Here is a 20,177-nt window from a genome sequence, read left to right as displayed (position 1 = left end):
CTATTTCTCTAACGATAATGAGTAAGGTACGTCATCAACCTTTGTACCCCTTGTTTTGTTTGGAGCAGCCGACATGCCAAAATTCAACACGCCGCCTTTTAACAGGTCGGTGTGGTTTAAATAGTTGTGATTGTATGGCTTACCGTTTACCATTAAAGTGCTTACATAACGGTTAACATCGCTGTTAGCAGGTGCGTTTATTACTACTTGTTTACCGTTCTCTAAATTCAAAGTTAATTTTTTGAACAAAGGTGCGCCTAAAACGTACTGGCCGCTGCCAGGGCATACAGGGTAAAAACCCATTGCCGAAAATACATACCAGGCACTGGTTTGGCCGTTATCCTCGTCGCCGCAGTAACCGTCAGGAGTAGCTTTGTATAGTTTGTTCATTACATCGCGTACGTGGGTTTGGGTTTTCCATGGCTGGCCTGCATAGTTGTACAGGTAAGGCATGTGTTGTATAGGCTGGTTACCGTGCGCGTATTGGCCCATACCGGCTATTTGCATTTCGCGTATCTCGTGTATCACCTGGCCGTAATAGCTATCATCAAAAATTGGTGGCATGGTCCATATCGAATCCAGTTTGGCAACAAATTTTTCTTTGCCACCCATCAGGCCAATTAAGCCATTCATATCGTGGAAAACGCTCCAGGTGTAGTGCAGGCTGTTACCTTCGGTAAAAGCATCGCCCCATTTAAATGGATTGAAAGGGCTCTGGAATTTGCCATCTTTGTTTTTACCGCGCATCCAACCGGTTTGGGTATCAAACAGTTTTTTGTAGTTCAGGCTGCGTTGTTTGTACAGGTCGGTTTCCGAAGCAGGTTTGCCCAAGGCTTTACCCAATTTGTAGATGGTGAAATCGTCGTAGGCGTACTCTAAAGTACGGGCGGCGTTCTCGTTTATTTTTACATCGTAAGGTACGTAGCCTAATTGGTTGTAGTATTCTACACCATCGCGGCCCGATGCGTTTGGCCCATCGTTATTAGCGCCATGTATCAAAGCTTCGTAAAGGGTGTTAATATCATAACCACGCAGGCCTTTCAAATAAGCATCAGATACTACCGATGCAGAGTTGTTACCCACCATTACATCCGAATAGCCCGGGCTGCTCCACTCAGGCAACCAGCCGCCTTCTTTATAATCGTTAGCTAAACCTGCCTGCATCTCTTTGTTGATAGATGGGTAAACCAAGTTCAGGAAAGGGTACAGGGCACGGAAAGTATCCCAGAAACCGGTACCTGCAAATTTGTAGCCCGGGTGAACATTGCCATCCTGAGCGCTCCAGTGTATAGGTTGGTTCTTAGCATCCAGCTCGTACATCTTGTTCGGGAAGAACAGCATGCGGTACAAGCAAGAGTAGAAGGTACGTGCCTGGTCAACCGAACCGCCTTCTATTGATAAACGGCTAAGCGTTTTGTTCCAGGTAGCTTTGCCGGCCGCGCAGGTAGCATCGAAGCTGTTTTTACCAACTTCGCGCTGCAGGTTCAGTTCGGCTTGTTCTAAGCTGATGAATGATGAAGCTACGCGCAGGTTTACTTTTTCGCCCGCTTTGGTGCTGAAAGCAATAAGCGCGCTAACGTGCTTGTCGGTTATTTCGTTACCCGATGACAATACGCTATCGGCATATACTTGTGCCAAGGTGATCGGTTTATCTACATAAATAACAAACCAATTTTTGAAGTTCTTTAACGGGCCGCGGGCGTACTTGGTAGAGTAGCCTACGATCTTGTTTTCGCCGCGCAGTACTTTTATGTACGATCCTTTATCAAAAGCATCGATAACAATGTGCGAGCTATCCGATTTCGGGAACGTAAACCTGAATTGTGCCGCACGCTCGGTTGCGGTAATTTCGGTAGTTACATCGTGGTCGGCAAGGTAAACGCTGTAGTAATATGGTTTTGCAATTTCGGTTTTGTGCGAGAACCAGCTCTCGCGGCCTTTCTGTGTTACCGTTAGCTTATGAGTAGATGGCATAATGGCAAACTGGCCATAATCGTTCATCCATGGCGATGGCTGGTGGGTTTGCTTAAAGCCATTTATTTTATAGGCATCGTAAGTGTACTGCCATCCGTCGCCCATGCGGCCGGTTTGTGGCGTCCAAAAGTTCATACCCCATGGTACGGCCACAGCAGGGTAGGTGTTACCATTACTCAGGTCGTATTTGCTTTGGGTACCCATCAGCGGGTTTATCCATTCAACGGGGTCGGTAATTTTGGGTGCAGGCGGCCTTTGAGCCATGGCAGATGTTGCCAGTAAAACTGTGCTTAAAAACAGCAAACTTTTTTTCATAAACAATTAAAAAATAAAGGATAGAAGTAAACCGGCGGTAAATATAAAAGACTGGCGGGGATTGCCAGTCTTTTATGCTTAAATAATATTGTAAAATTATTGCCACCCGGGGTTTTGGGTGAGCTTAGTGTTGGTATTCATTTCGCGCTGCGGTATTGGCCACAGGTAATACTGCTGTTTCATGGTTACGCCCTGCTCATTGGCAGTTGAAGTAGCATCGCCAAAAGTGCTGTCGCTCACTTTATATATTTTATGCGTGCGCTGTATGTCAAAGTAGGCTTTATCCTCGTAGGCCAGTTCGTGGTAGCGTTCGCGCCAAACGGCCTCGCGGAAAGCGGATTGCGATAGCCCGCTTAAAGGTGCCAGCTTTGCACGCGCCCTGATGGCATTTATTTGTGCGTAAGCGGTAGCATTAGGCCCGCTTTCAGCCTCGTTGCTGGCTTCGGCGTATATCAGCATGGCTTCGGGTAAACGCAGTAGAGTGAAGTTCTCGTCGCTTTTGCCGTTACCCAGGGCGCTCTCTACGTGGAAGTATTTGTATAGCGCATGTTCGCCGAACTGGATGATGGTTGCCGGCTCTTTATCCTTAGGGTAGCTGCTGAAGTAGAATTGCCTTTCCTCGGTACGTTTGTCACCGGCTTCGTAGCTGGCAAAAAACTCGTTAGTAGGTATCATAGCGCCCAGGTGGTCGCCGTAGGCACCTACCTGCAGGTTAAATGGCAGGGTTAGCTGCGGTATAGCATTCTCGCGCACGCCCACCAGGTAGTTTATCTGGAAGATAAGCTCGCCCATATTTTTGTGGGCATTATCGTGCAGGTAATCGTAATTATCAAACAGTGTGTATTGTGTTAAAACCGGCTGTACTTCCTGCGCGGCCAAAGCGTAGTTCTCAGGTTTGTTCATGGGGAAGCCTGCCATGGTTAAATACACGCTGCCCAATAATGTGCGCACCGCACCTAATGATACCTTGCCGGTTTGGTCGGTATCGGGCAAGCCCGATACTTTAGCGGCCTGCAGGTCGCTTACTATTTGTGCATAAACATCTGCATAAGGTGTGCGGGTAGGGTACAGGTTCTCGCTGTTGATGGCCACGGGTTCGGTTATCAAAGGCACATCCCCATACAACCTTACTAAATGGAAGTAAAAGAACGCGCGAAGAAAGTATGCCTCGCCCAGCAGCGCCTTTTTAGTGGCATCGGGCATGGCGATATTCGGGATGTTTGCTATCGCGATGTTGGCGTTAGAAATGGCATTGTAGCTGTTGGCCCAAACGGTTTGGAAACCGGGGTTTACCGAACTGGTGGTGTTAAGTATTACCGCCCTGTTGTTTACGCTTTGGCCCAGCGATGTAGCGTGCCCTGCAAACAGTTCAAGCGTAATAAAAGGGCTTTCGCCATAAGCATCGCCATTTTGGAACATGTATAGCGATGTGTATATACCATTCACAAAAGTGCGCGCCTGCGATTCGGTTGTGAAGTAGTTATCTTTCACAAAGTTGCCTTTGTTTTCCTCGTCGAGGTATTTTCTGCAGCTGCCAAGCGGGGCCGCAAGGGTCAGTACTAATAAACCAACCCGGTATTTTTTTAAGTTAAACTTCATAGTAGTGTGCATTAATATGTGGTTTAATTAGAAACTTGCATTTACGCCAAGCAAAAAGGTCCTGGCTTTTGGATAATCGTAAAACTGGATGCCCTGTGTGAAGTTGCTGCTACCGTTATAGGTAGAAACTTCAGGATCGTAGCCTGTGTATTTGGTTATCAGGAACAAGTTTTGCGCCTGTGCGTAAAGCCTCAATCGGCTCATTTTTAATTTCTTCAGGATGTTGTCTGAAAATGTATAACCCAGCGTAACAGCCCTGCCGCGAATGAACGAACCGCTCTCTACTTTGGTAGAATATATTTCGGTTTGGTAGCGCACATAAGCAGGCCTGTTTTCGGCAATGCTAGTGTTTTGGTTCTGCGGTGTCCAGGCGTTTAGCACGGTGGCATAGCTATTGGCCTGCCCGGTACGATCCTGCCCCGAGTGGCGGGTTAGGTTCATGATCTGGTTGCCGTAGTTAAATTGTAGCTCGATACCCAAATCGATGTTTTTGTAGCGGAAGTTGTTGGTAAACGTACCGAAACCATCTGGGGTTGATTTACCCAACACTTCACGGTCATCTGCAGATATTTTGCCATCACCGTTAAGGTCTTTGATCTTCAGGTCGCCCGGCAGCAGGCCGTATTTGGCAGCTTCGGTAGCCTCTGCGGTACCCCAGGTGCCTAAAACGGTGTAGCCGTAAAAGCTGCCCGGTGCTAAACCAACCCGCATCAGGTTAAAATCTGAAAGGAAGCCTGGTGCCAGAAAGATATCATCGTTGTTTTGGCCCAGCGCGATCACTTTAGTTTTTAACAGCGTAATGTTAAATGCCGAAGTCCAGCTGAAATTATCTGTTTTGATGTTCTGCGTGCTCACGGTGAACTCCAAACCTTTGTTTTGCAGCCTGCCTATGTTTTTGTAAACACTACCGAAACCACTGGTTTGCGGCAGTGGAGCGTTCAGCAATAAGGCCTGGGTTTTTTTCAGGTAAGCGTCGGCTTCAATGGTAACACGGTTGTTGAATAAGCCCAATGATACGCCAAAGTCCACTTCGGAGTTCTTCTCCCACGATAGGTCCTCGTTACCAATGGTAGTTTGGTGTGTACCAATAGCTTGCGAACCGCCGAATACATAGTTGGTAGTCTCTATACGGGCTTGCGATTGGTACTGGCCAATCTCAGAGTTACCTGTTAAACCGTAGCTCAGGCGGAATTTAAGGTCGGATATGGTTTTGTTATCCTTCAGGAAAGCTTCCTGCGATGCACGCCATGCCAGCGCTGCCGAGGGGAAGAAACCGTACTTAACATTCTTACCAAAACGCGACGAACCATCCTGGCGGCCCGTAACCGTTAACAAGTATTTCTCTTTGTAGTTATAATTCAAACGGCCAAAGAAGGATTGCATTTGGTACGCATCGTAATTAGAGCTTGGTATGCCCGGTACACTACCCGCGGCAAGGTTATAGTAACCATAAAAATTGTCCGACAAGATGCTGGTTGATGCACCAAAGCCGGTTTGCTTAAAGTTTTGGCGTTCGAAACCTGCCACTACGTTTATCTTATGCACATCGGCAAAGGTTTTATCGTAGGTGAAGTGGTTCTCCCATTGCCAAAAAGTATTGTTACGCTCGCTGATGGATGCCGAGCTGTATTTCTGGTCGGCAGTTGCACCGCCAACTAAACCGGTTTGCGAGTTAGGGTAGTAGTTAGCCGATGTAGTAACACCCAAAGTACTGCGGAACTGCAGGCCCGGTAACAGGTTGAAATTTAAATAGCCGTTACCGCTAAATACACGGATCTTGGTCAACTGGTTAATTTCATTTGCCTGCGCAACGGGGTTATCGCCGCCCTCCATGTTAGGGTAATCGGTACGTTTGCCGTAGCTGCCATCAGGGTATTTTATGGGGATGATGGGTATCATCTCAACCAACATACGCGGGATGTTGTTACCACCGGTGCCGTTATCCTGTGCGCGGCCGTCCTGAGCGTTGTAGTTTAATGTAGCGCCGACCTTCAGCCACGATTTTACCTGGTTGTCAAAAGTTAAACGGGCATTATAGCGTTTAAGGTAGCTATTCAGGATGATACCCTGGTCGTCGGCATAGTTCAGGAACAAGCCGTAGTTAAGCTTTTCGGTAGAGCCATTGAAAGCCAAATTATGGTTTTGGCTAACCGCAGTGCGGGTAACGGCATCTTGCCAGTCAACATCATACAAAGGCTGCAGGTTGCTGTCGAACAGTTTGCCTACAAGCGCCGTGCGGATAACTTTCGGGTCGTCATCGGCATATTTACCTGCCGCCCAACCTACAGGGTCATATTTTTGGATGTTGGCGTATGATTGGTCTTCCACCGCTAAAAATTGTTGGGCATTCAGCACCGGTATTTTACGCGCCATTTTACTAACGCTCACGTAGGCATCGTAGCTAATGCCCGATCCGCCGCCTTTGTTGCCGCGTTTAGTAGTCACCAAAATAACACCGTTGGCACCACGCGTACCATAAATAGCGGTTGACGATGCATCTTTCAGTACATCTATCGATTCGATATCGTTAGGGTTTATCGAGTTGCCACCTTCTGTCCAAACCACACCATCTACTACATATAGCGGGTCGGTATTGGTGTTTATGGAGCTGTAACCACGTATACGCACTTTGGTAGCGCCGCCCGGTGCACCCGAGTTGGTAGATACGTTCACACCGGCAATTTTACCGGCCAACTCCTGCTCCAAATTGGTTTGTGGCCTATCCTGCAAGGCTTTGCCGCTTACGCTACCTACCGAGCCGGTAAGATCTACACGTTTTTGCGTGCCGTAACCCACAACCACTACTTCGCTAAGCGCTTTGGGTTGCTCTACCAGCACCACATCAATAGTGGTTTTGTTGCTGATGGGCACTTCCTGCGTGTTGTAGCCTATAAAGCTGAATACCAGGGTGCCGTTACCATCAGGTACAGTTAATTTGTATTTACCATTTACATCTGTGGTAATACCGGTGGTAGTGCCTTTCAGCTTTACGTTTACGCCGGGCAGCGGGCCTTTGGCATCGGTAACGGTACCGGTAATGTCAACCGCTTTAATTTCTGCAGGGGTACTATTGGCATCCTTCTTTTTTACCACAATGGTTTCCTGGAAAATTTTGTAGGTGAGGGGCTGGCCTTCAAAAGCTTTATCTAAAGCCTCGGTAACGCTAACCTTCTCTACATCAATGTTGATAGCGCCGGCTTCGGCAACATCCTGTTTATCATACATAAAATGATAGCCGGTTTGTTTTTCTATCTGGCGCAGTATTTTTTCTACCGAGGTGTTCTTTTGTTTTAAAGAAACTATCTGGCTGAACGTTTTAGCACTAAGCGATGTGAATGCTGCAATTATTAAAATGGCAGTGAGTTTCATAACCAAAATAATTTTGGAAAGTTTAGGCCACGCCACGGGCATGGCCTTAGAATTAAAATTCATAAGTTTGGTGTGTTTGGGTTAAACATTAAGTTTCAATTCGTCAAGATTGCGATGGATGGGAACCCGGACTTTATGCCGGCGAAGTGGTGCGAACACTTCCCGGTTTTTTTATTTGGGAGCCACCGCGCAATTGGCTAAGCGGGTGGTTTCTGTACTTCTCTTGTCATGGGTGCTTTTTAAAAGGTGAGATATTGGTAATATGTTGTTAATGATGTTGCTTGTTAAAGTACTACTATGTTTTTGCCCTCTATTTTCAGTTTAATGCCTGCATAATCGAGCATATTGAGTAGTTCAGATGCTTTTACATTGCGCGATATGCGGCCGGTAAATTCGCGCTTCGGCAGTTGCCCGCGATAAACCACATCTACATCGTACCAGCGCGAGGCCTGGCGCAATATGGTGCCCACGTTGGCATCGCGGAACTGGAAGATGCCATTCTTCCAGGCGGTTTCGTCGTCAACGTCTACATCGTCAACTACTTTGCTTTGCCCGTTGGTTTTTATTTGTGCCTGTTGGCCGGGTTTTAATTTGGCACTGAAACTGCCGCTGCTAATGCTTACTGCACCTTCCAACAGTGTGGTTTTCATAATGCTTTCGTCATCGTAAGCCATTACGTTAAAGTGTGTACCTAAAACTTCGATATCGGCACGGCCGGTTTTTACTTTAAAGGGCATGGCGGCGTTTTTAGTTACCTCGAAGTAGGCCTCGCCGGTTATCTCTACCTGCCTTGTTTTGCCTGTAAAAAATGTGGGGAAACGTAATGAAGATGCAGCATTGAGCCAAACCTTGCTGCCATCGGGCAGTATAACCTGGTATTGCCCGCCGCGCGGCGTGGCTATGGTATTGATGGATGGAGTAGGGTTGGCAGCAGCAATGGCAGATGTGTTATAGATCAATTGCCCGTCGGCAGTTTTTTTAACTATGGTTGCGCCTTGTTTGGCAAGCGTGCCGTTTTGGGCATCGTCCAGCACAATGGTTTTGCCGTTGGCGAGGGTAAGCAAAGCTTTGTTACCGCCGGGGAGCGCATCATGGGCGGGGCGCTTTACTACGGCTACTTGCGGTTTGGCAAGCTTTGCGGGTTGCAACCAATGGTAGGCATAAATGCCTGCGAATACCATAAGCGTAGCTGCAATGGCTATTTTGCCCCAAAGCAGCAAGGTGTTACCTTTTTTTTGTGGTTCGTCGTCTTCGCCTTTTTCGATAATGTTTTTTAAAATAGCATCGGATTTGGCTTTGTCGAATAACTCCTCGCCTTGGTGCAAGCCATCCCAGGCCTGTTGCATATGGTGCGCAAGCTCGTCGTCGGTTATGCCCGCGTTTATAGCGGCCAACAGTTCGTCGCGCTCTTGCGGCGTAGCCGTTTGGTTATAATAACGATCAAAAAGGTATCGCAACCTTAATCCGGATGTATTCATTAAATGTTCGTTCAATAATTGGTAGTGTAAAAAGCCGGGGAAGCTTTATTCTAAAGACACAGCAAGGGGATAAAAAGGGGGTATGCCTTTTTAATTTTTTTTGAAAATAATTGCAGCCAGTACCACCACGGCCGACATATCCATATTGGCCTGCACAAAATTGGTGATGGATAGGGTAGATGCCTGCAGGTATTTCTTTACGGTTTCGCGCGAGAGTCCCATTTGCTCGGCTATCTCATCGTACTTTAATCTTTTATGGCGGCTAAGAAGATAAACCTTTTGCTGCTGCGGTGGTAAATGATCAATTGCCCGGTCTATTAAGCTGTAGTAGGCATTCAGGCTCTCGTCTTCGTTGGGGAGTATTTGCAGGGCATTATCCTCCAGCGCTTTCTGCTGCATACGCTCTTTAGCCATTTTGCGCAGGCTGTTAAGCGCATGGTTTTTTGATGCCACGTACAGGTACGCCTTAAAGTTTTCAATTTTTGCCAACCCCTCGCGGCCCAGCCATATTTTCAGGAAAACATCCTGCACTACCTCCTCGGCAAGCTCCACCGAACCGGTGAGGCGGTAAATATGGGTGCCCAAAAGTTGATGGTGCAGAGTGAATAGCTCGCTGAATGCGTGCTCATCCCCGCCCGAAACTTTTAAAAGCAGCTCGTTCTCGTAAGGTAGTACGTTAAACATAGGCTGTAGTTGGTGTGGCAAATAAGGAAAAAATATACCATAACTACAACCTGAAAATATTCTTAGTGTTAAAATATTTTCGTATTGCGTAAATAATACACAATGTAAATTATTGAATTATAAATGTTTAACTTTTGGTAAAGAGTGTGTTACGTGTAGCGAAACCTTAAAAAAGTGTGGGGTTTCCGCCGGGTTTCAGCTTGCCGAGGTGTTTATAAGCCGCATCGGTTGCTTCGCGGCCACGGGTGGTGCGCATTAAAAAGCCTTCCTGTATCAAAAAAGGCTCGTAAACTTCCTCTATGGTGCCTTCATCTTCGCCAACAGCGGTGGCAATAGTTTTTAAGCCTACGGGGCCGCCTTTAAACTTATCAATAATGGTGCTCAGTATTTTGTTGTCCATTTCGTCCAGCCCGTGTTCGTCAACGTTCAGGGCGTTGAGGGCGTATTGGGCTATGGCTGGGTCAATGTTACCTGTGCCTTTTATCTGCGCAAAATCGCGCGTGCGGCGCAGCAGGGCATTGGCAATACGCGGGGTACCGCGGCTGCGACGGGCAATTTCGTATGCACCTTCATCATTAATAGGCGTATTCAGGATAGCCGAAGAGCGCAGTACAATAGTGGTAAGCAACTTGGCATCGTAGTACTCTAAACGGGCATTTATACCAAAACGGGCGCGCAATGGTGCAGTTAATAATCCCGAACGGGTAGTAGCACCTACCAAAGTAAAGGGGTTAAGCGATATTTGCACCGAACGCGCATTTGGCCCGCTCTCCAGCATAATATCTATTTTAAAATCCTCCATGGCCGAGTAAAGGTACTCCTCCACCAACGGGCTTAAGCGGTGTATCTCGTCAATAAAAAGGATGTCGCCGGTTTCCAGGTTAGTGAGCAAGCCGGCAAGGTCGCCGGGTTTATCCAGCACCGGGCCCGATGTTATTTTAATACCTACGCCCATTTCGTTGGCTATGATGTGCGAGAGGGTGGTTTTCCCCAATCCCGGGGGGCCGTGTAGTAACACATGGTCAAGCGCTTCGCCACGCATGCGGGCCGCCTGTACAAATATTTTTAGGTTGGCTAATATCTTATGCTGCCCCGTAAAATCTTCAAAAGCCTGCGGGCGCAATACCTTTTCTATATCGCGTTCGGTAGGCGAGAGGCGCTCGCGTTCGGGGTCGAGGTGTTCGTTCATTGCCAACGAAATTAGTATTTTTTCTTTTAGTCCGGAAGTCGGAAAGACGGAAAGTCCGAAAGAAGCTCGAATTACTAACCACAGGGTGTAGAACAGGCAGCGTCTTCGGACTTTCGGACAGCGGACTTCTGACTAACCTATCCCTCAGGGTACTTCCTGAAAATACTGTTGAATTTCATTTGCAGCACGCCGAATACTGCTTCTTTGAATATGCCTTTAGACATTTTGGAAGTGCCGGCGGTGCGGTCGGTGAATATGATGGGTATCTCTTTTAATTTAAAACCATGTTTTATGGTGGTAAACTTCATCTCTATCTGGAAGGCATAGCCCACAAACTTTATTTTATCCAATTGGATGGTTTCGAGCACTTTACGTTTGTAACACATAAAGCCGGCGGTAGAGTCCTGCGTGTCTATCCCGGTAATAAACCTTACGTATACCGATGCAAAATAACTCATCAGCACGCGGCTCATTGGCCAGTTCACCACATTAACGCCTTTTATATACCTCGAACCTACAACCGCATCCGCGTCCTCTATACAGGCCTGGCGCAAGCGTAGCAGGTCGTCGGGGTTATGCGAGAAATCGGCATCCATTTCAAAAATATAATCGTAATGGTTTGCGATGGCCCACTTAAAACCCGTTATGTAGGCAGTGCCCAATCCCAGTTTGCCGGCGCGTTCAATAATGTGAAGTTTATCAGGATAATCGCGCTGTAGTGTTTTTACAATTTTGGCGGTACCGTCGGGCGAGCCATCATCAATAATAAGCAAATGGAAATCGTGCACAAGCGAGAACACCTTGTGTATCATCCTCTCGATGTTTTCCTTCTCGTTATACGTAGGTATAATTACAATGCTATCGGGCACTTAGCTAATTTTGAGGTGTGGTAAATGTTAACTGCGAAAATAATCGAAATAGTATAGCCTCAAAACAAAAAAACAGGAAAGCTTTCGCAATCCTGTAATTTTTAAGTAATTATTTCTTTACAGATTAGTGGTATCTGCCGCCACCTGGTTATCTACATGCGGGTCGGTAATATAATTTCTTTCTTTAAGCCTTGGCGAAACAAAGAAGAAAAGTATAATGAACGCGGAAATAAATGCCACAAAAAACCATTCGTAATTGGCACCTTTTAGGTTAGCTGCCCACCAGCCACCGTCTTCAATAAAGCTATTCACCAAAGCGGTTACCAAATTACCAAACGATACTACCAGGAACCAAATACCCGACATGGTGCTCTTCATTGATTTTGGCGAATGGGTGTAGGCATACTCTAAACCGGTGATAGATACTAAAACTTCTGCTGCTGATAATATTAAGAAGGCTAATACCTGCCACCACATAGATGGGGTGCCGCCATGCTCAATGCTTTCGTGGGTAAAACCAATCACCACAAACGATAATGCGGTAAGTACCAAACCCGCGCCAAGCCTGCGTAGCGGAGTAGTTTTAAGGCCTATTTTATCTAAATTAGGGTAAATCACATAGTTGAAAAACGGTATAAAGATCAACAGGAAGATGGTATTGAAGGTTGACATAGAACCCGGCTCAATTACAAATGATGTGAAGCCAAGGTTAATGTTCCTGTCCATTTTTTCGGCATACAGGGTCCACTCCGAAAGGCATTGGTCCCAAACGGCCCAAAACGCCAGCGCGAAAAAGAAAACGGCAATAACGCGGTAAACGGCTTTTACACCTTCAACACGCTCAGGGTCGTATTCTCCCTTGGCTATATCTAATAACGATTGGCCGGGTTTCTTCTTGCTTAAATGAGTTAGCGCATACCAGGTAATAAATACCAGGTTGTTGCGGTTTACGCCTTGCGGAGGCACTTTTACGTACTTGTTGCGCCCCATAAAAAATATCACGGTAGCCAGCGCCATTAGTATACCCGGCACGCCAAATGCCCATGCGGCGCCGTAGTATTTGTAAATAGTAGGGATAGCTACAGTTGATAGCATAGAGCCCGCGTTGATGCTGAAGTAGAACCAGCCATAAACTTTAGAAAGCATGTGTTGGTTGCTGGCATCGAACTGGTCGCCTACGTTGGCCGATACACATGATTTTATACCACCCGCACCAATAGCCACTACCAGCATACCAAACTCAAAACCGCCAAGGCTGGTGTCAAACATGGCAAGCAGCAGGTGCCCTATGCAGTAAACTATAGATATGTACAGGATGAGTTTGTATTTGCCTGTAAACCAGTCGGCTATCATGCCGCCTACGAAGGGTAGGGCGTAAGCCACCATTACAAACAAGTGGTTCAGTTTATTGGCATGTGCATCAGCCTGTTGGGATAATGCGGCATCGCCCGTGGGGTTAAAAAATTGCTTTACCAAAAAAAGGGTAAGGATAGAACGCATACCGTAAAAACTAAAGCGTTCTGCAGCTTCGTTGCCTATAATATAGGGTACGGATTTTGGGAGTATCGATTTTTTAACCGGAGCTTCGGCGGTGGCCTTTTGCATACTTATCAGGGGATAAAAATTTTGCCTAAAATACTATAATTCTACTAAATCGAAATTTTATACCGAAATTATTACACATCGGCTTATCAATATTGGGCTAAATTGCTGCTTATTGCTTTATTGTTTTTTTAAAGGGGCCAAGCTGCTGCCTGTCTAACTGTGCCTGTTTTTTGGGGTCTACAAACCCCTCATCTTCAGCCTGCGGGATATTTCGCATATCTAAATTATCTACAAATACCCATTTACCATTCTTTAGCTGGTAGCCATCGTAGCTTAGGTCGGGGCCAAAGGTATCGGGGCGGTCTTTCATGCGCGGATCAGGTGGCGATAGGTGGTCGAAAACGATAAGGTGCTGCTCGGGCACATAGCGCAACAACATTGATGCCTGGCGAGTGTATTCGAACACAATGCGTTTGCGGTTTTTGCCGTTGCCATCAAAAACAGGCGCACCCAAAACGGGGCGATTATCGCGGTTGAAGGATATTACGTCAATCACTTTTTTGTTGGAGCGCACGGTGCTGCCTTTCCAGCCCAGCATCACGTAGTAAGGGTTGGCAGCTTCTACTTTAATGATTTTATAATATTGCGCACCTATCCATTTGCGGTTGTCGGTAACACTATCTTCGGGATTTTTAAGCAGTGGGGTATAATCTTCCAGTGGGTACATTACCAGTTTGTCGCCGGTGTTCATTTGTATAGTGCCATAGAAACGGTAACTGCCGTCCTCGTTCATCACATGCCAGCTTAAGATGCGGAAACGATTATCGGGCGAATTGATGATTGTAATGCTCTTAACCGAATCGAAGGGGTAGCGGAAGGAGTTGTTGATTTTTAGTGCGGAAACCAGTGTAGGGATGAATTTATAATTAGCCTCTTTGCGCACCATATCAATAGTATCGTTTATGAAACGGTGCCCCAGTTTAGCCAGGCTATCTTCATACATGCGCAGCATCTTTTGATTGGCACTATCATCCGAATGCTGAGCGAATGATAGGGTAGTGCAGAATAAAAGCGCAAATGCTAAGTAAATAACTTTCATTTAATAGTTAACTATATAACAGGGAATGAATACGAAATACCAAAAGTAAGGCTTTTCCTGTTAACGTAAATTCTGTATCACTATTGCGCTTGCGCCACCGCCGCCATTGCATATGCCTGCTGCACCAATTTTGCCGCCGTTTTGCTGTAATACATTGAGCAGCGTAACCACAATGCGCGCACCCGAAGCGCCCAGTGGATGCCCTATAGCCACAGCACCGCCGTTTACGTTCACTTTAGCCGCATCAAGGCTTAGTAGCTGGTTGTTGGCCAGCGCCACAACCGAGAAGGCCTCGTTTATCTCAAAAAAATCTACTTGCTCTGCCGATAAGCCTGCTTTGTGCAGGGCGAGGGGTAGGGCTTTCGCCGGTGCAGTAGTGAAGTATTCAGGGGCTTGCTGGGCATCGGCGTAAGAAATTATTTTGGCCAAGGGTTTTATGCCCATGGCCTCGGCTTTGTATTTGCTCATTAAAACCAATGCTGCCGCACCATCATTCAGGGTAGAAGCATTGGCCGCGGTAACAGTGCCGTCTTTTTTAAATACCGGTTTTAGCGAGGGTATTTTATCGAACTTAACCGTGGCGGGCTCCTCATCAGTATCAAATAAGGTTATCTCGCCTTTTTTATCTTTCAGTTCAACGGGTGTTATCTCAGCCTTAAACTTGCCTGCTGCTTGCGCTGCCTGTGCGCGTTTGTACGATGCTATAGCAAAAGCATCCTGCTCCTCGCGGCTAATGTTGCAGTCTACTGCGCAAAGCTCAGCTGCGCTGCCCATGTGGTAATCGTTATAAACATCCCAAAGCCCGTCTTTAACAAGCCCGTCGGTTATTTGGCCGTGCCCAAGACGGTAGCCATTGCGGGCTTTATCAAGGTAGTAAGGTACATTGCTCATGCTTTCCATTCCGCCGGCCAGTACAATATCGTTATCGCCATTGGCAATGCTTTGGGCGGCGAGCATAATTGCTTTCATGCCCGATGCACATACTTTATTGATAGTAGTAGCGGGTAGGTGAGGCAGCCCGGCAAAAATGGCGGCCTGGCTAGCAGGCGCCTGACCCAGGTTGGCCGAAAGTACATTGCCCATAAATACCTCCTGTATGTCGGCGGGTTGTAACCCCGCTTTTTCTACGGCTGCTTTAATAACTACAGCCCCTAACTGCGTGGCCGATAAACTTGCCAAACTGCCGCCAAAACTGCCGATAGGAGTGCGTGTTGCCGAAACGATGTATACTTCCGTCATGATGCCTGAAATGCTTTATAATGGTGCGGCAAATTTATAGGTTTTAAGGAAAGAACAATGCCTTTTAGATAATTTATTATGCATGCATAGTATTTGCCAGCGCGTAGCTCACTTAGCTGCAATGGCATGGTGCGTATATCTAAAGCCGTTTTTTAAAGTAACAATTTTGATATAGTGGAGTGGTTTGGTGACTACATGAAGCCATTATTAATAAATTATTAAGCTATCAACAATAAAACATGTACTTTTACAACCGTAACTGCTAATACATTAAAATATAGTTATGCTAAACCATCTATCACTTATACTCGCCTACATCGATCCCGGATCGGGAAGTTTAATTTACCAGGTAATTTTATCTGCTGTACTTACGCTTTCTGTTTTTTGGAAAAATATTAAGCTTTATGTTTCTGCAATATTAAACCGCTCCAAAACACCAAAAGAGGACGAAGAATAATGGGGTTGCAGCAAACTATCTCTTATAAAGATCCCTCCGGTTTTGTTGTTAAGTTAGATGATGGCTATCACAGAATAGTTTCTAACAGCTATAAAAAAGAGTTTGACCATCTTGAAAATTCCGGGCTTTACCAGGAATTGATTGATAAAGGTTTGATGGTAAAGCACCAGGCTGTTGAATTGGCCGACGCTTACGCAGGTAACTACAAACAAATATATCCCGAGCAACTCAGCTTTATATCCTACCCGTTCGAGTGGTCGTACGGGCAATGGCGCCAAATGATAATTGCCTATTTGCGTATAAACGAAATGGCAATGGCGCATGGCATGATATTGAAAGATGCATCGCCCTACAATTTTACCTATGTAAATGAGCGCTGCGTACTGATAGATACGCTATCCTTCGATTTTTATGAGGATGGCACGCCATGGAAAGCGTACAGGCAATTCTGCGAAGAAATATTGTCGCCCTTTTTGTTAATGCATTATAAAGACCCACTTTGGGCAAGGTTATCGCGGGCGAGCATAACAGGGCTTCCGCTTCCGTTTGTAAGTGCGCAATTGCCTTTTTCTACCAGGTTTAACAACTTATGTTTAATGCACATACACCTGCATGCGAGGTTTAAAACCAAAGGCGGTAGCGGTTCCACAGCTTCGGCCGGTGGCGGCTTTAATAAACAGAAATTAAACTACCTGTTTGGCTCTATTAAAGATGGCGTAAAAAAATATAAGGCCCCTTTGCTTAGAAATAGCATTTGGGACGAGTATTACGAAAACGATATTGAGAGCGAAAAATATATGGCCGATAAAATATCGGTTATTAAAACATGGCTCGGAAACGCGAAACCGAAAGCAACCGTAGATATTGGCGCAAATACAGGTAAATTCTCGGTAATAGCAGCGGAGTTTTCTGAAAAGGTTTATGCGCTGGAGGGTGATATATATTGCGTAGAAGATATTTACAAGGCTATAAAAAAGATACCCGGCAATAAAATTACCACCGTGGTTGCCGATATTGTAGACCCATCGCCGGGTTTAGGATGGGCCAATACCGAAAAGGCATCGTTATTACAGCGCATTAATGGTGATATGATAATGGCCTTGGCCGTAATTCATCACCTGTGTTTAACCAGGAATATCCCGCTGCATTTTGTGGCTAAGCTTTTTGCGGATATGACTACCCGCTATGCTATTGTTGAATTTGTGCCGAAGGAAGACAATAAATCGCAATTGTTACTGAAAAATAAAGGTGATATTTTTGACGAGTACACCGAAGCGCATTTTGTTGAATGCTTTTCGCAACACTTTAAACCGGCTGCAGTACATAGCTGCGAAGACTCGTTAAGGAAGTTGTATTTATGGGAAAAACTGTAAATAGTTGGGCAGATAGGCCATTGTTTGTTTACTTATTTGGTTTGTTTTTCCTGTTGTTTAAAACAAGCCAATTTTTTCCTTCGTTTCAGCCGGCCGTATTTTTATTGCTGTTGTTAGCTTACTCAGCCATAAATTTTATCGTCATTTCAGTATTAAGACGCATTCCATCTTATAAATACGGGCTGAGCTGGCTACTTGTTTTATGGGTTGCCGTTTTATTTACCTATCCGATATTAGGCTACCTCGCCGGTTGGCTACCCGCTTCGTTTATCCATGCAAAATACCTGCTTATTGCTGCTGTTGCGGTTGGTCTTTTGCTGGGTTATTTTTATACACGCATACCTGCCGGCAAAATTATGATGCTTAACCGCGGCGCCAATGTATTTATCCTCATACTTACAGGCATGGTGGTGTTTTCGGGGCTTAAAACTGCTGGCATCGAAGCTAAGCATAAACAAGCCATCGAAGCCAAAAGCAATATCAAGGTATCGCGCAATAATAAAAGCGATATTATATGGATAATGATGGACGAGTATGCATCGCCATCGAGCCTTAAAAACGAATTGGGCTTTACTAATCCGCTTGTGGATTCGTTGAAGAAACTGGATTTTTTTGTATTCGATTCGCTTAAAAGCCGCAGCGATACCACCATTTACTCGGTTAGTTCTCTGTTTAATTTCGATGACAGCTTAAAAGTTTCTAACTATAATTATGCCGCCGGCTATTTACGGGATAGTAAATGGCCCGGAGTTTTGCAGCGCGACGGCTACTCGTTCATCAATCTGGAGTTTTTAGATATTGCCGGGCAGGATAAGGTATGGGCCTTGGGGATCTTCCCCGATGACTACCTTGGGCAGGTATTGTTTAACTCGATGTTTTATACCGGGTACAATAACTCTATCGACCCCGAGAAAAAACCTATCGACCACTACAATCAGTTTGTGATAAAGCAACTGGAAATAAAAGCTGCAGAAAAAAGGCAAGCGCCTGCCTTTATTTGGGCTCATCTTTTAATTCCGCATGCGCCTTTCTTTCGCAATGCAGCAGGCGATCCCAATAGCAACCCCATACAAGAAACGTCGGGTTACCCTAAGGATGAGTTAATAAAGCAATATATACCTTACCTGCTGTACGGTAACAAGGTGATATTAGATATACTGAACCACATACCCGACTGGCGTACTAAAACCATTGTTATATCGGGCGACCATGGCGCACGGATGCTTTTAAAAGCGGATGATGCCCGTAGGAAGGAAACTTTTGCCGCCGTGTATTACCCGAGGATGGATAGTGCCGAGTTGAGCCGTGTTAAATTCCTGCAACAAATTCCCCTGCATTTGCATTAACAGTTAAAAAGGAGAGCCCATTAGCTCTCCTTTTTCTTTCGCGCAGCTTTTTTGCGCCCGCTAAGCGCTTGCTGCAGCAGGTATTCTATCTGCCCGTTGGTGCTCCGGAACTCTTCCTCCGCCCAGGCTTCTATCTCCTTCAGCACATCGGGGTTTATCCTTAAAACAAATGCTTTTTTCTCTGCCATTATAAACTTATGCCGAAGCTGCTGCCGCCGCTTGCGCCTGCCTCAATAAAATTAAATTTACGCCTGCCAATACCAGTAACGGTATATTCAGCTTCACCTTTTTTGGCGATGGATCTACCTCTATGGTAAAAGGTTTTTTAATGCCGAAAGCTTTGGTAGCTATCCGCAGTATATCGCCCTCGGTATCGCTAACTAACGTAACCGCATTGGTAAATAGTTTTTTGTACAGGTAATTGCCTTCAAAACCATCGTCCAGCTTTATCAGTGTATCGCGTTTCCAGGTTTGCGGCTCCATGGTGCCAATGGTTTCGTCCTCGTTACGGTTAATGAGCATAGCGCGCTTGAACCAGCCTTTTTGCTTAACGGTCCATAGGCCGTCCGCTGTTTCTATAACGGCATGCCTGCGCCAGTGCCCCTTATAGCTTAGCTTACCGTAAATAAATTGCCCGTCGGTAAGCTCGTAGTAGGGGTAAAACCATTTGTTCTTGGTGATAAACAATTCGGTGGTTTTTACCTGTTCAAATTTTCTGTAGTCGTTCATCTTAGTGGTATAAGGTGCCTGTATTTACAATTGGCGATACTGCCTTTTCGCCGCAAAGCACAACCAGCAGGTTGCTCACCATGGCTGCCTTGCGTTCTTCGTCAAGCTCTACAATGTTCTTTTCGGTCATTTTAGCCAAAGCCATTTCTACCATGCCTACGGCACCTTCTACAATAAGCCTGCGGGCAGCAATAATGGCCGATGCCTGCTGGCGTTGTAACATGGCCTGGGCAATTTCCGGCGCGTAGGCCAGGTGCGATATACGGGCCTCTATTACTTCTATACCGGCGCGGCCAAGGCGTTCGTTCAGTTCTTTCTCCAGCATGTGGCTTACTTCTTCGGCGCCGCCGCGCAGGGTAATGCTGGCGGTTTCGTCTTCAATATGGTCGTAAGGGTACGAGTTTGCCAGGTGGCGCACAGCAGCCTCGCTTTGTATGTTTACGTATTGCAGGTAGTTTTCTACAGCAAAAACAGCCTGTGCGGTTTCTTTTACTTGCCAAACAATTACCGCGGCTATCTCTATAGGGTTACCCACACTATCGTTCACTTTCAGTTGCTGCCCGTTAAGGTTGAAGGCTTTTAACGATACCTTCTTTTTAGAAGTAAAGGGGTTCACCCAATAAAAGCCGCCCGATTTTACGGTGCCGAGGTAGTTACCGAACAGGATGAGCACGCGCGATTCGTTAGGGTTTACAATGATAAGCCCCGATAGCACTATTATGATGTCGAACAGGGTGATAGCCGCCCCAATGATCGGATGCCCCATAGCAAAATAATATCCGGCGGCGCCGCCTAAAACAAAGAATAGTAACAATGCAAAATAGCCCGAAGGCGCTGTGATAATTTTTTCAGAGTTCATGGTTTATGATGATTTAAAATGATATCATAAAGATATCAACTTTGAATTGAGAA

16 protein-coding genes are annotated in these 20,177 nt (G+C 46.0%); 3 read left to right on the top strand and 13 right to left on the bottom strand.

Annotated elements, in window-relative coordinates; genetic code table 11:
• The 10 genes from BC343_RS13475 to BC343_RS13430 form a co-directional block, all read right to left on the bottom strand.
• Entirely contained in the window at window positions 1–2,289 is a 2,289-nt protein-coding gene (locus tag BC343_RS13475; protein ID WP_078348315.1) for a GH92 family glycosyl hydrolase, read from the bottom strand.
• A gap of 96 nt (window positions 2,290–2,385) precedes the next feature.
• Entirely contained in the window at window positions 2,386–3,888 is a 1,503-nt protein-coding gene (locus tag BC343_RS13470) for a RagB/SusD family nutrient uptake outer membrane protein (protein WP_162276870.1), read from the bottom strand.
• Window positions 3,889–3,915: 27 nt separating this feature from the next.
• The gene (locus tag BC343_RS13465; RefSeq protein ID WP_078348312.1) at window positions 3,916–7,320 is read right to left on the bottom strand and encodes a TonB-dependent receptor; all 3,405 of its coding nucleotides are present in this window, start codon (window positions 7,318–7,320) and stop codon (window positions 3,916–3,918) included.
• 221 nt (window positions 7,321–7,541) lie between these two features.
• The gene (locus BC343_RS13460; protein WP_078348310.1) at window positions 7,542–8,735 is read right to left on the bottom strand and encodes a FecR family protein; all 1,194 of its coding nucleotides are present in this window, start codon (window positions 8,733–8,735) and stop codon (window positions 7,542–7,544) included.
• 90 nt (window positions 8,736–8,825) lie between these two features.
• Window positions 8,826–9,419, bottom strand: coding sequence for an RNA polymerase sigma factor (locus BC343_RS13455; protein WP_078348308.1), 594 nt, complete (start codon window positions 9,417–9,419; stop codon window positions 8,826–8,828).
• A 166-nt stretch (window positions 9,420–9,585) separates the two neighbouring features.
• Window positions 9,586–10,608: a Holliday junction branch migration DNA helicase RuvB gene (gene ruvB, locus BC343_RS13450; RefSeq protein WP_078348307.1), complete on the bottom strand. Its 1,023-nt coding sequence runs from the start codon at window positions 10,606–10,608 to the stop codon at window positions 9,586–9,588.
• Window positions 10,609–10,745: 137 nt separating this feature from the next.
• Entirely contained in the window at window positions 10,746–11,477 is a 732-nt protein-coding gene (locus tag BC343_RS13445) for a polyprenol monophosphomannose synthase (RefSeq protein WP_078348306.1), read from the bottom strand.
• A 117-nt stretch (window positions 11,478–11,594) separates the two neighbouring features.
• Complete coding sequence (locus BC343_RS13440) at window positions 11,595–13,082, bottom strand: POT-type proton-dependent oligopeptide transporter (RefSeq protein ID WP_078348304.1); 1,488 nt, start codon at window positions 13,080–13,082, stop codon at window positions 11,595–11,597.
• 109 nt (window positions 13,083–13,191) lie between these two features.
• Window positions 13,192–14,121, bottom strand: a complete 930-nt coding sequence (locus BC343_RS13435; RefSeq protein WP_078348302.1) for a hypothetical protein — start codon at window positions 14,119–14,121, stop codon at window positions 13,192–13,194.
• Window positions 14,122–14,181: 60 nt separating this feature from the next.
• Window positions 14,182–15,360, bottom strand: a complete 1,179-nt coding sequence (locus BC343_RS13430; protein ID WP_078348300.1) for an acetyl-CoA C-acyltransferase — start codon at window positions 15,358–15,360, stop codon at window positions 14,182–14,184.
• A 283-nt stretch (window positions 15,361–15,643) separates the two neighbouring features.
• On the opposite strand from BC343_RS13430, the gene BC343_RS31020 reads away from it, so the two are divergent.
• From BC343_RS31020 to BC343_RS13420, 3 genes are read left to right on the top strand one after another with little or no spacing between them, the layout of a single operon-like run.
• Entirely contained in the window at window positions 15,644–15,817 is a 174-nt protein-coding gene (locus BC343_RS31020) for a hypothetical protein (RefSeq protein ID WP_156088753.1), read from the top strand.
• On the top strand, window positions 15,817–17,190 hold the full coding sequence (locus BC343_RS13425) for an SAM-dependent methyltransferase (RefSeq protein ID WP_078348298.1): 1,374 nt from the start codon (window positions 15,817–15,819) through the stop codon (window positions 17,188–17,190). The genes BC343_RS31020 and BC343_RS13425 overlap by 1 nt, the downstream gene beginning before the upstream one ends.
• Window positions 17,175–18,536, top strand: a complete 1,362-nt coding sequence (locus BC343_RS13420) for a sulfatase-like hydrolase/transferase (protein WP_143822173.1) — start codon at window positions 17,175–17,177, stop codon at window positions 18,534–18,536. Before BC343_RS13425 ends, BC343_RS13420 begins: the two co-directional genes overlap by 16 nt.
• 20 nt (window positions 18,537–18,556) lie before the next feature.
• Here the strand turns inward: BC343_RS13420 and BC343_RS13415 are convergent, their stop codons facing one another.
• From BC343_RS13415 to BC343_RS13405, 3 genes are read right to left on the bottom strand one after another with little or no spacing between them, the layout of a single operon-like run.
• On the bottom strand, window positions 18,557–18,724 hold the full coding sequence (locus BC343_RS13415; protein ID WP_078348296.1) for a ribbon-helix-helix domain-containing protein: 168 nt from the start codon (window positions 18,722–18,724) through the stop codon (window positions 18,557–18,559).
• Window positions 18,725–18,731: 7 nt separating this feature from the next.
• Window positions 18,732–19,265: a hypothetical protein gene (locus tag BC343_RS13410; protein WP_078348295.1), complete on the bottom strand. Its 534-nt coding sequence runs from the start codon at window positions 19,263–19,265 to the stop codon at window positions 18,732–18,734.
• Between the two features lies 1 nt (window position 19,266).
• On the bottom strand, window positions 19,267–20,124 hold the full coding sequence (locus BC343_RS13405) for an SPFH domain-containing protein (RefSeq protein WP_078348294.1): 858 nt from the start codon (window positions 20,122–20,124) through the stop codon (window positions 19,267–19,269).
• Between the last annotated feature and the right edge of the window lie 53 nt (window positions 20,125–20,177).

The organism is Mucilaginibacter pedocola (genome assembly GCF_002013915.1).
GTDB lineage: Bacteria > Bacteroidota > Bacteroidia > Sphingobacteriales > Sphingobacteriaceae > Mucilaginibacter > Mucilaginibacter pedocola.
Note: the sequence above shows the minus strand (reverse complement) of the source record. Positions and strands in the feature narration are given on the sequence as shown.

Bases quoted from the DNA above. Each gene is read 5' to 3' on its own strand.
- BC343_RS13415 (WP_078348296.1), bottom strand. From the start codon at position 18,724: ATGGCAGAGAAAAAAGCATTTGTTTTAAGGATAAACCCCGATGTGCTG.
- BC343_RS13425 (WP_078348298.1), top strand. From the start codon at position 15,817: ATGGGGTTGCAGCAAACTATCTCTTATAAAGATCCCTCCGGTTTTGTT.
- BC343_RS13475 (WP_078348315.1), bottom strand. From the start codon at position 2,289: ATGAAAAAAAGTTTGCTGTTTTTAAGCACAGTTTTACTGGCAACATCT.
- BC343_RS13465 (WP_078348312.1), bottom strand. From the start codon at position 7,320: ATGAATTTTAATTCTAAGGCCATGCCCGTGGCGTGGCCTAAACTTTCC.
- BC343_RS13455 (WP_078348308.1), bottom strand. From the start codon at position 9,419: ATGTTTAACGTACTACCTTACGAGAACGAGCTGCTTTTAAAAGTTTCG.
- BC343_RS31020 (WP_156088753.1), top strand. From the start codon at position 15,644: ATGCTAAACCATCTATCACTTATACTCGCCTACATCGATCCCGGATCG.
- BC343_RS13460 (WP_078348310.1), bottom strand. From the start codon at position 8,735: ATGAATACATCCGGATTAAGGTTGCGATACCTTTTTGATCGTTATTAT.
- BC343_RS13410 (WP_078348295.1), bottom strand. From the start codon at position 19,265: ATGAACGACTACAGAAAATTTGAACAGGTAAAAACCACCGAATTGTTT.
- BC343_RS13430 (WP_078348300.1), bottom strand. From the start codon at position 15,360: ATGACGGAAGTATACATCGTTTCGGCAACACGCACTCCTATCGGCAGT.
- BC343_RS13435 (WP_078348302.1), bottom strand. From the start codon at position 14,121: ATGAAAGTTATTTACTTAGCATTTGCGCTTTTATTCTGCACTACCCTA.
- BC343_RS13420 (WP_143822173.1), top strand. From the start codon at position 17,175: ATGGGAAAAACTGTAAATAGTTGGGCAGATAGGCCATTGTTTGTTTAC.
- ruvB (WP_078348307.1), bottom strand. From the start codon at position 10,608: ATGAACGAACACCTCGACCCCGAACGCGAGCGCCTCTCGCCTACCGAA.
- BC343_RS13470 (WP_162276870.1), bottom strand. From the start codon at position 3,888: ATGAAGTTTAACTTAAAAAAATACCGGGTTGGTTTATTAGTACTGACC.
- BC343_RS13405 (WP_078348294.1), bottom strand. From the start codon at position 20,124: ATGAACTCTGAAAAAATTATCACAGCGCCTTCGGGCTATTTTGCATTG.
- BC343_RS13440 (WP_078348304.1), bottom strand. From the start codon at position 13,082: ATGCAAAAGGCCACCGCCGAAGCTCCGGTTAAAAAATCGATACTCCCA.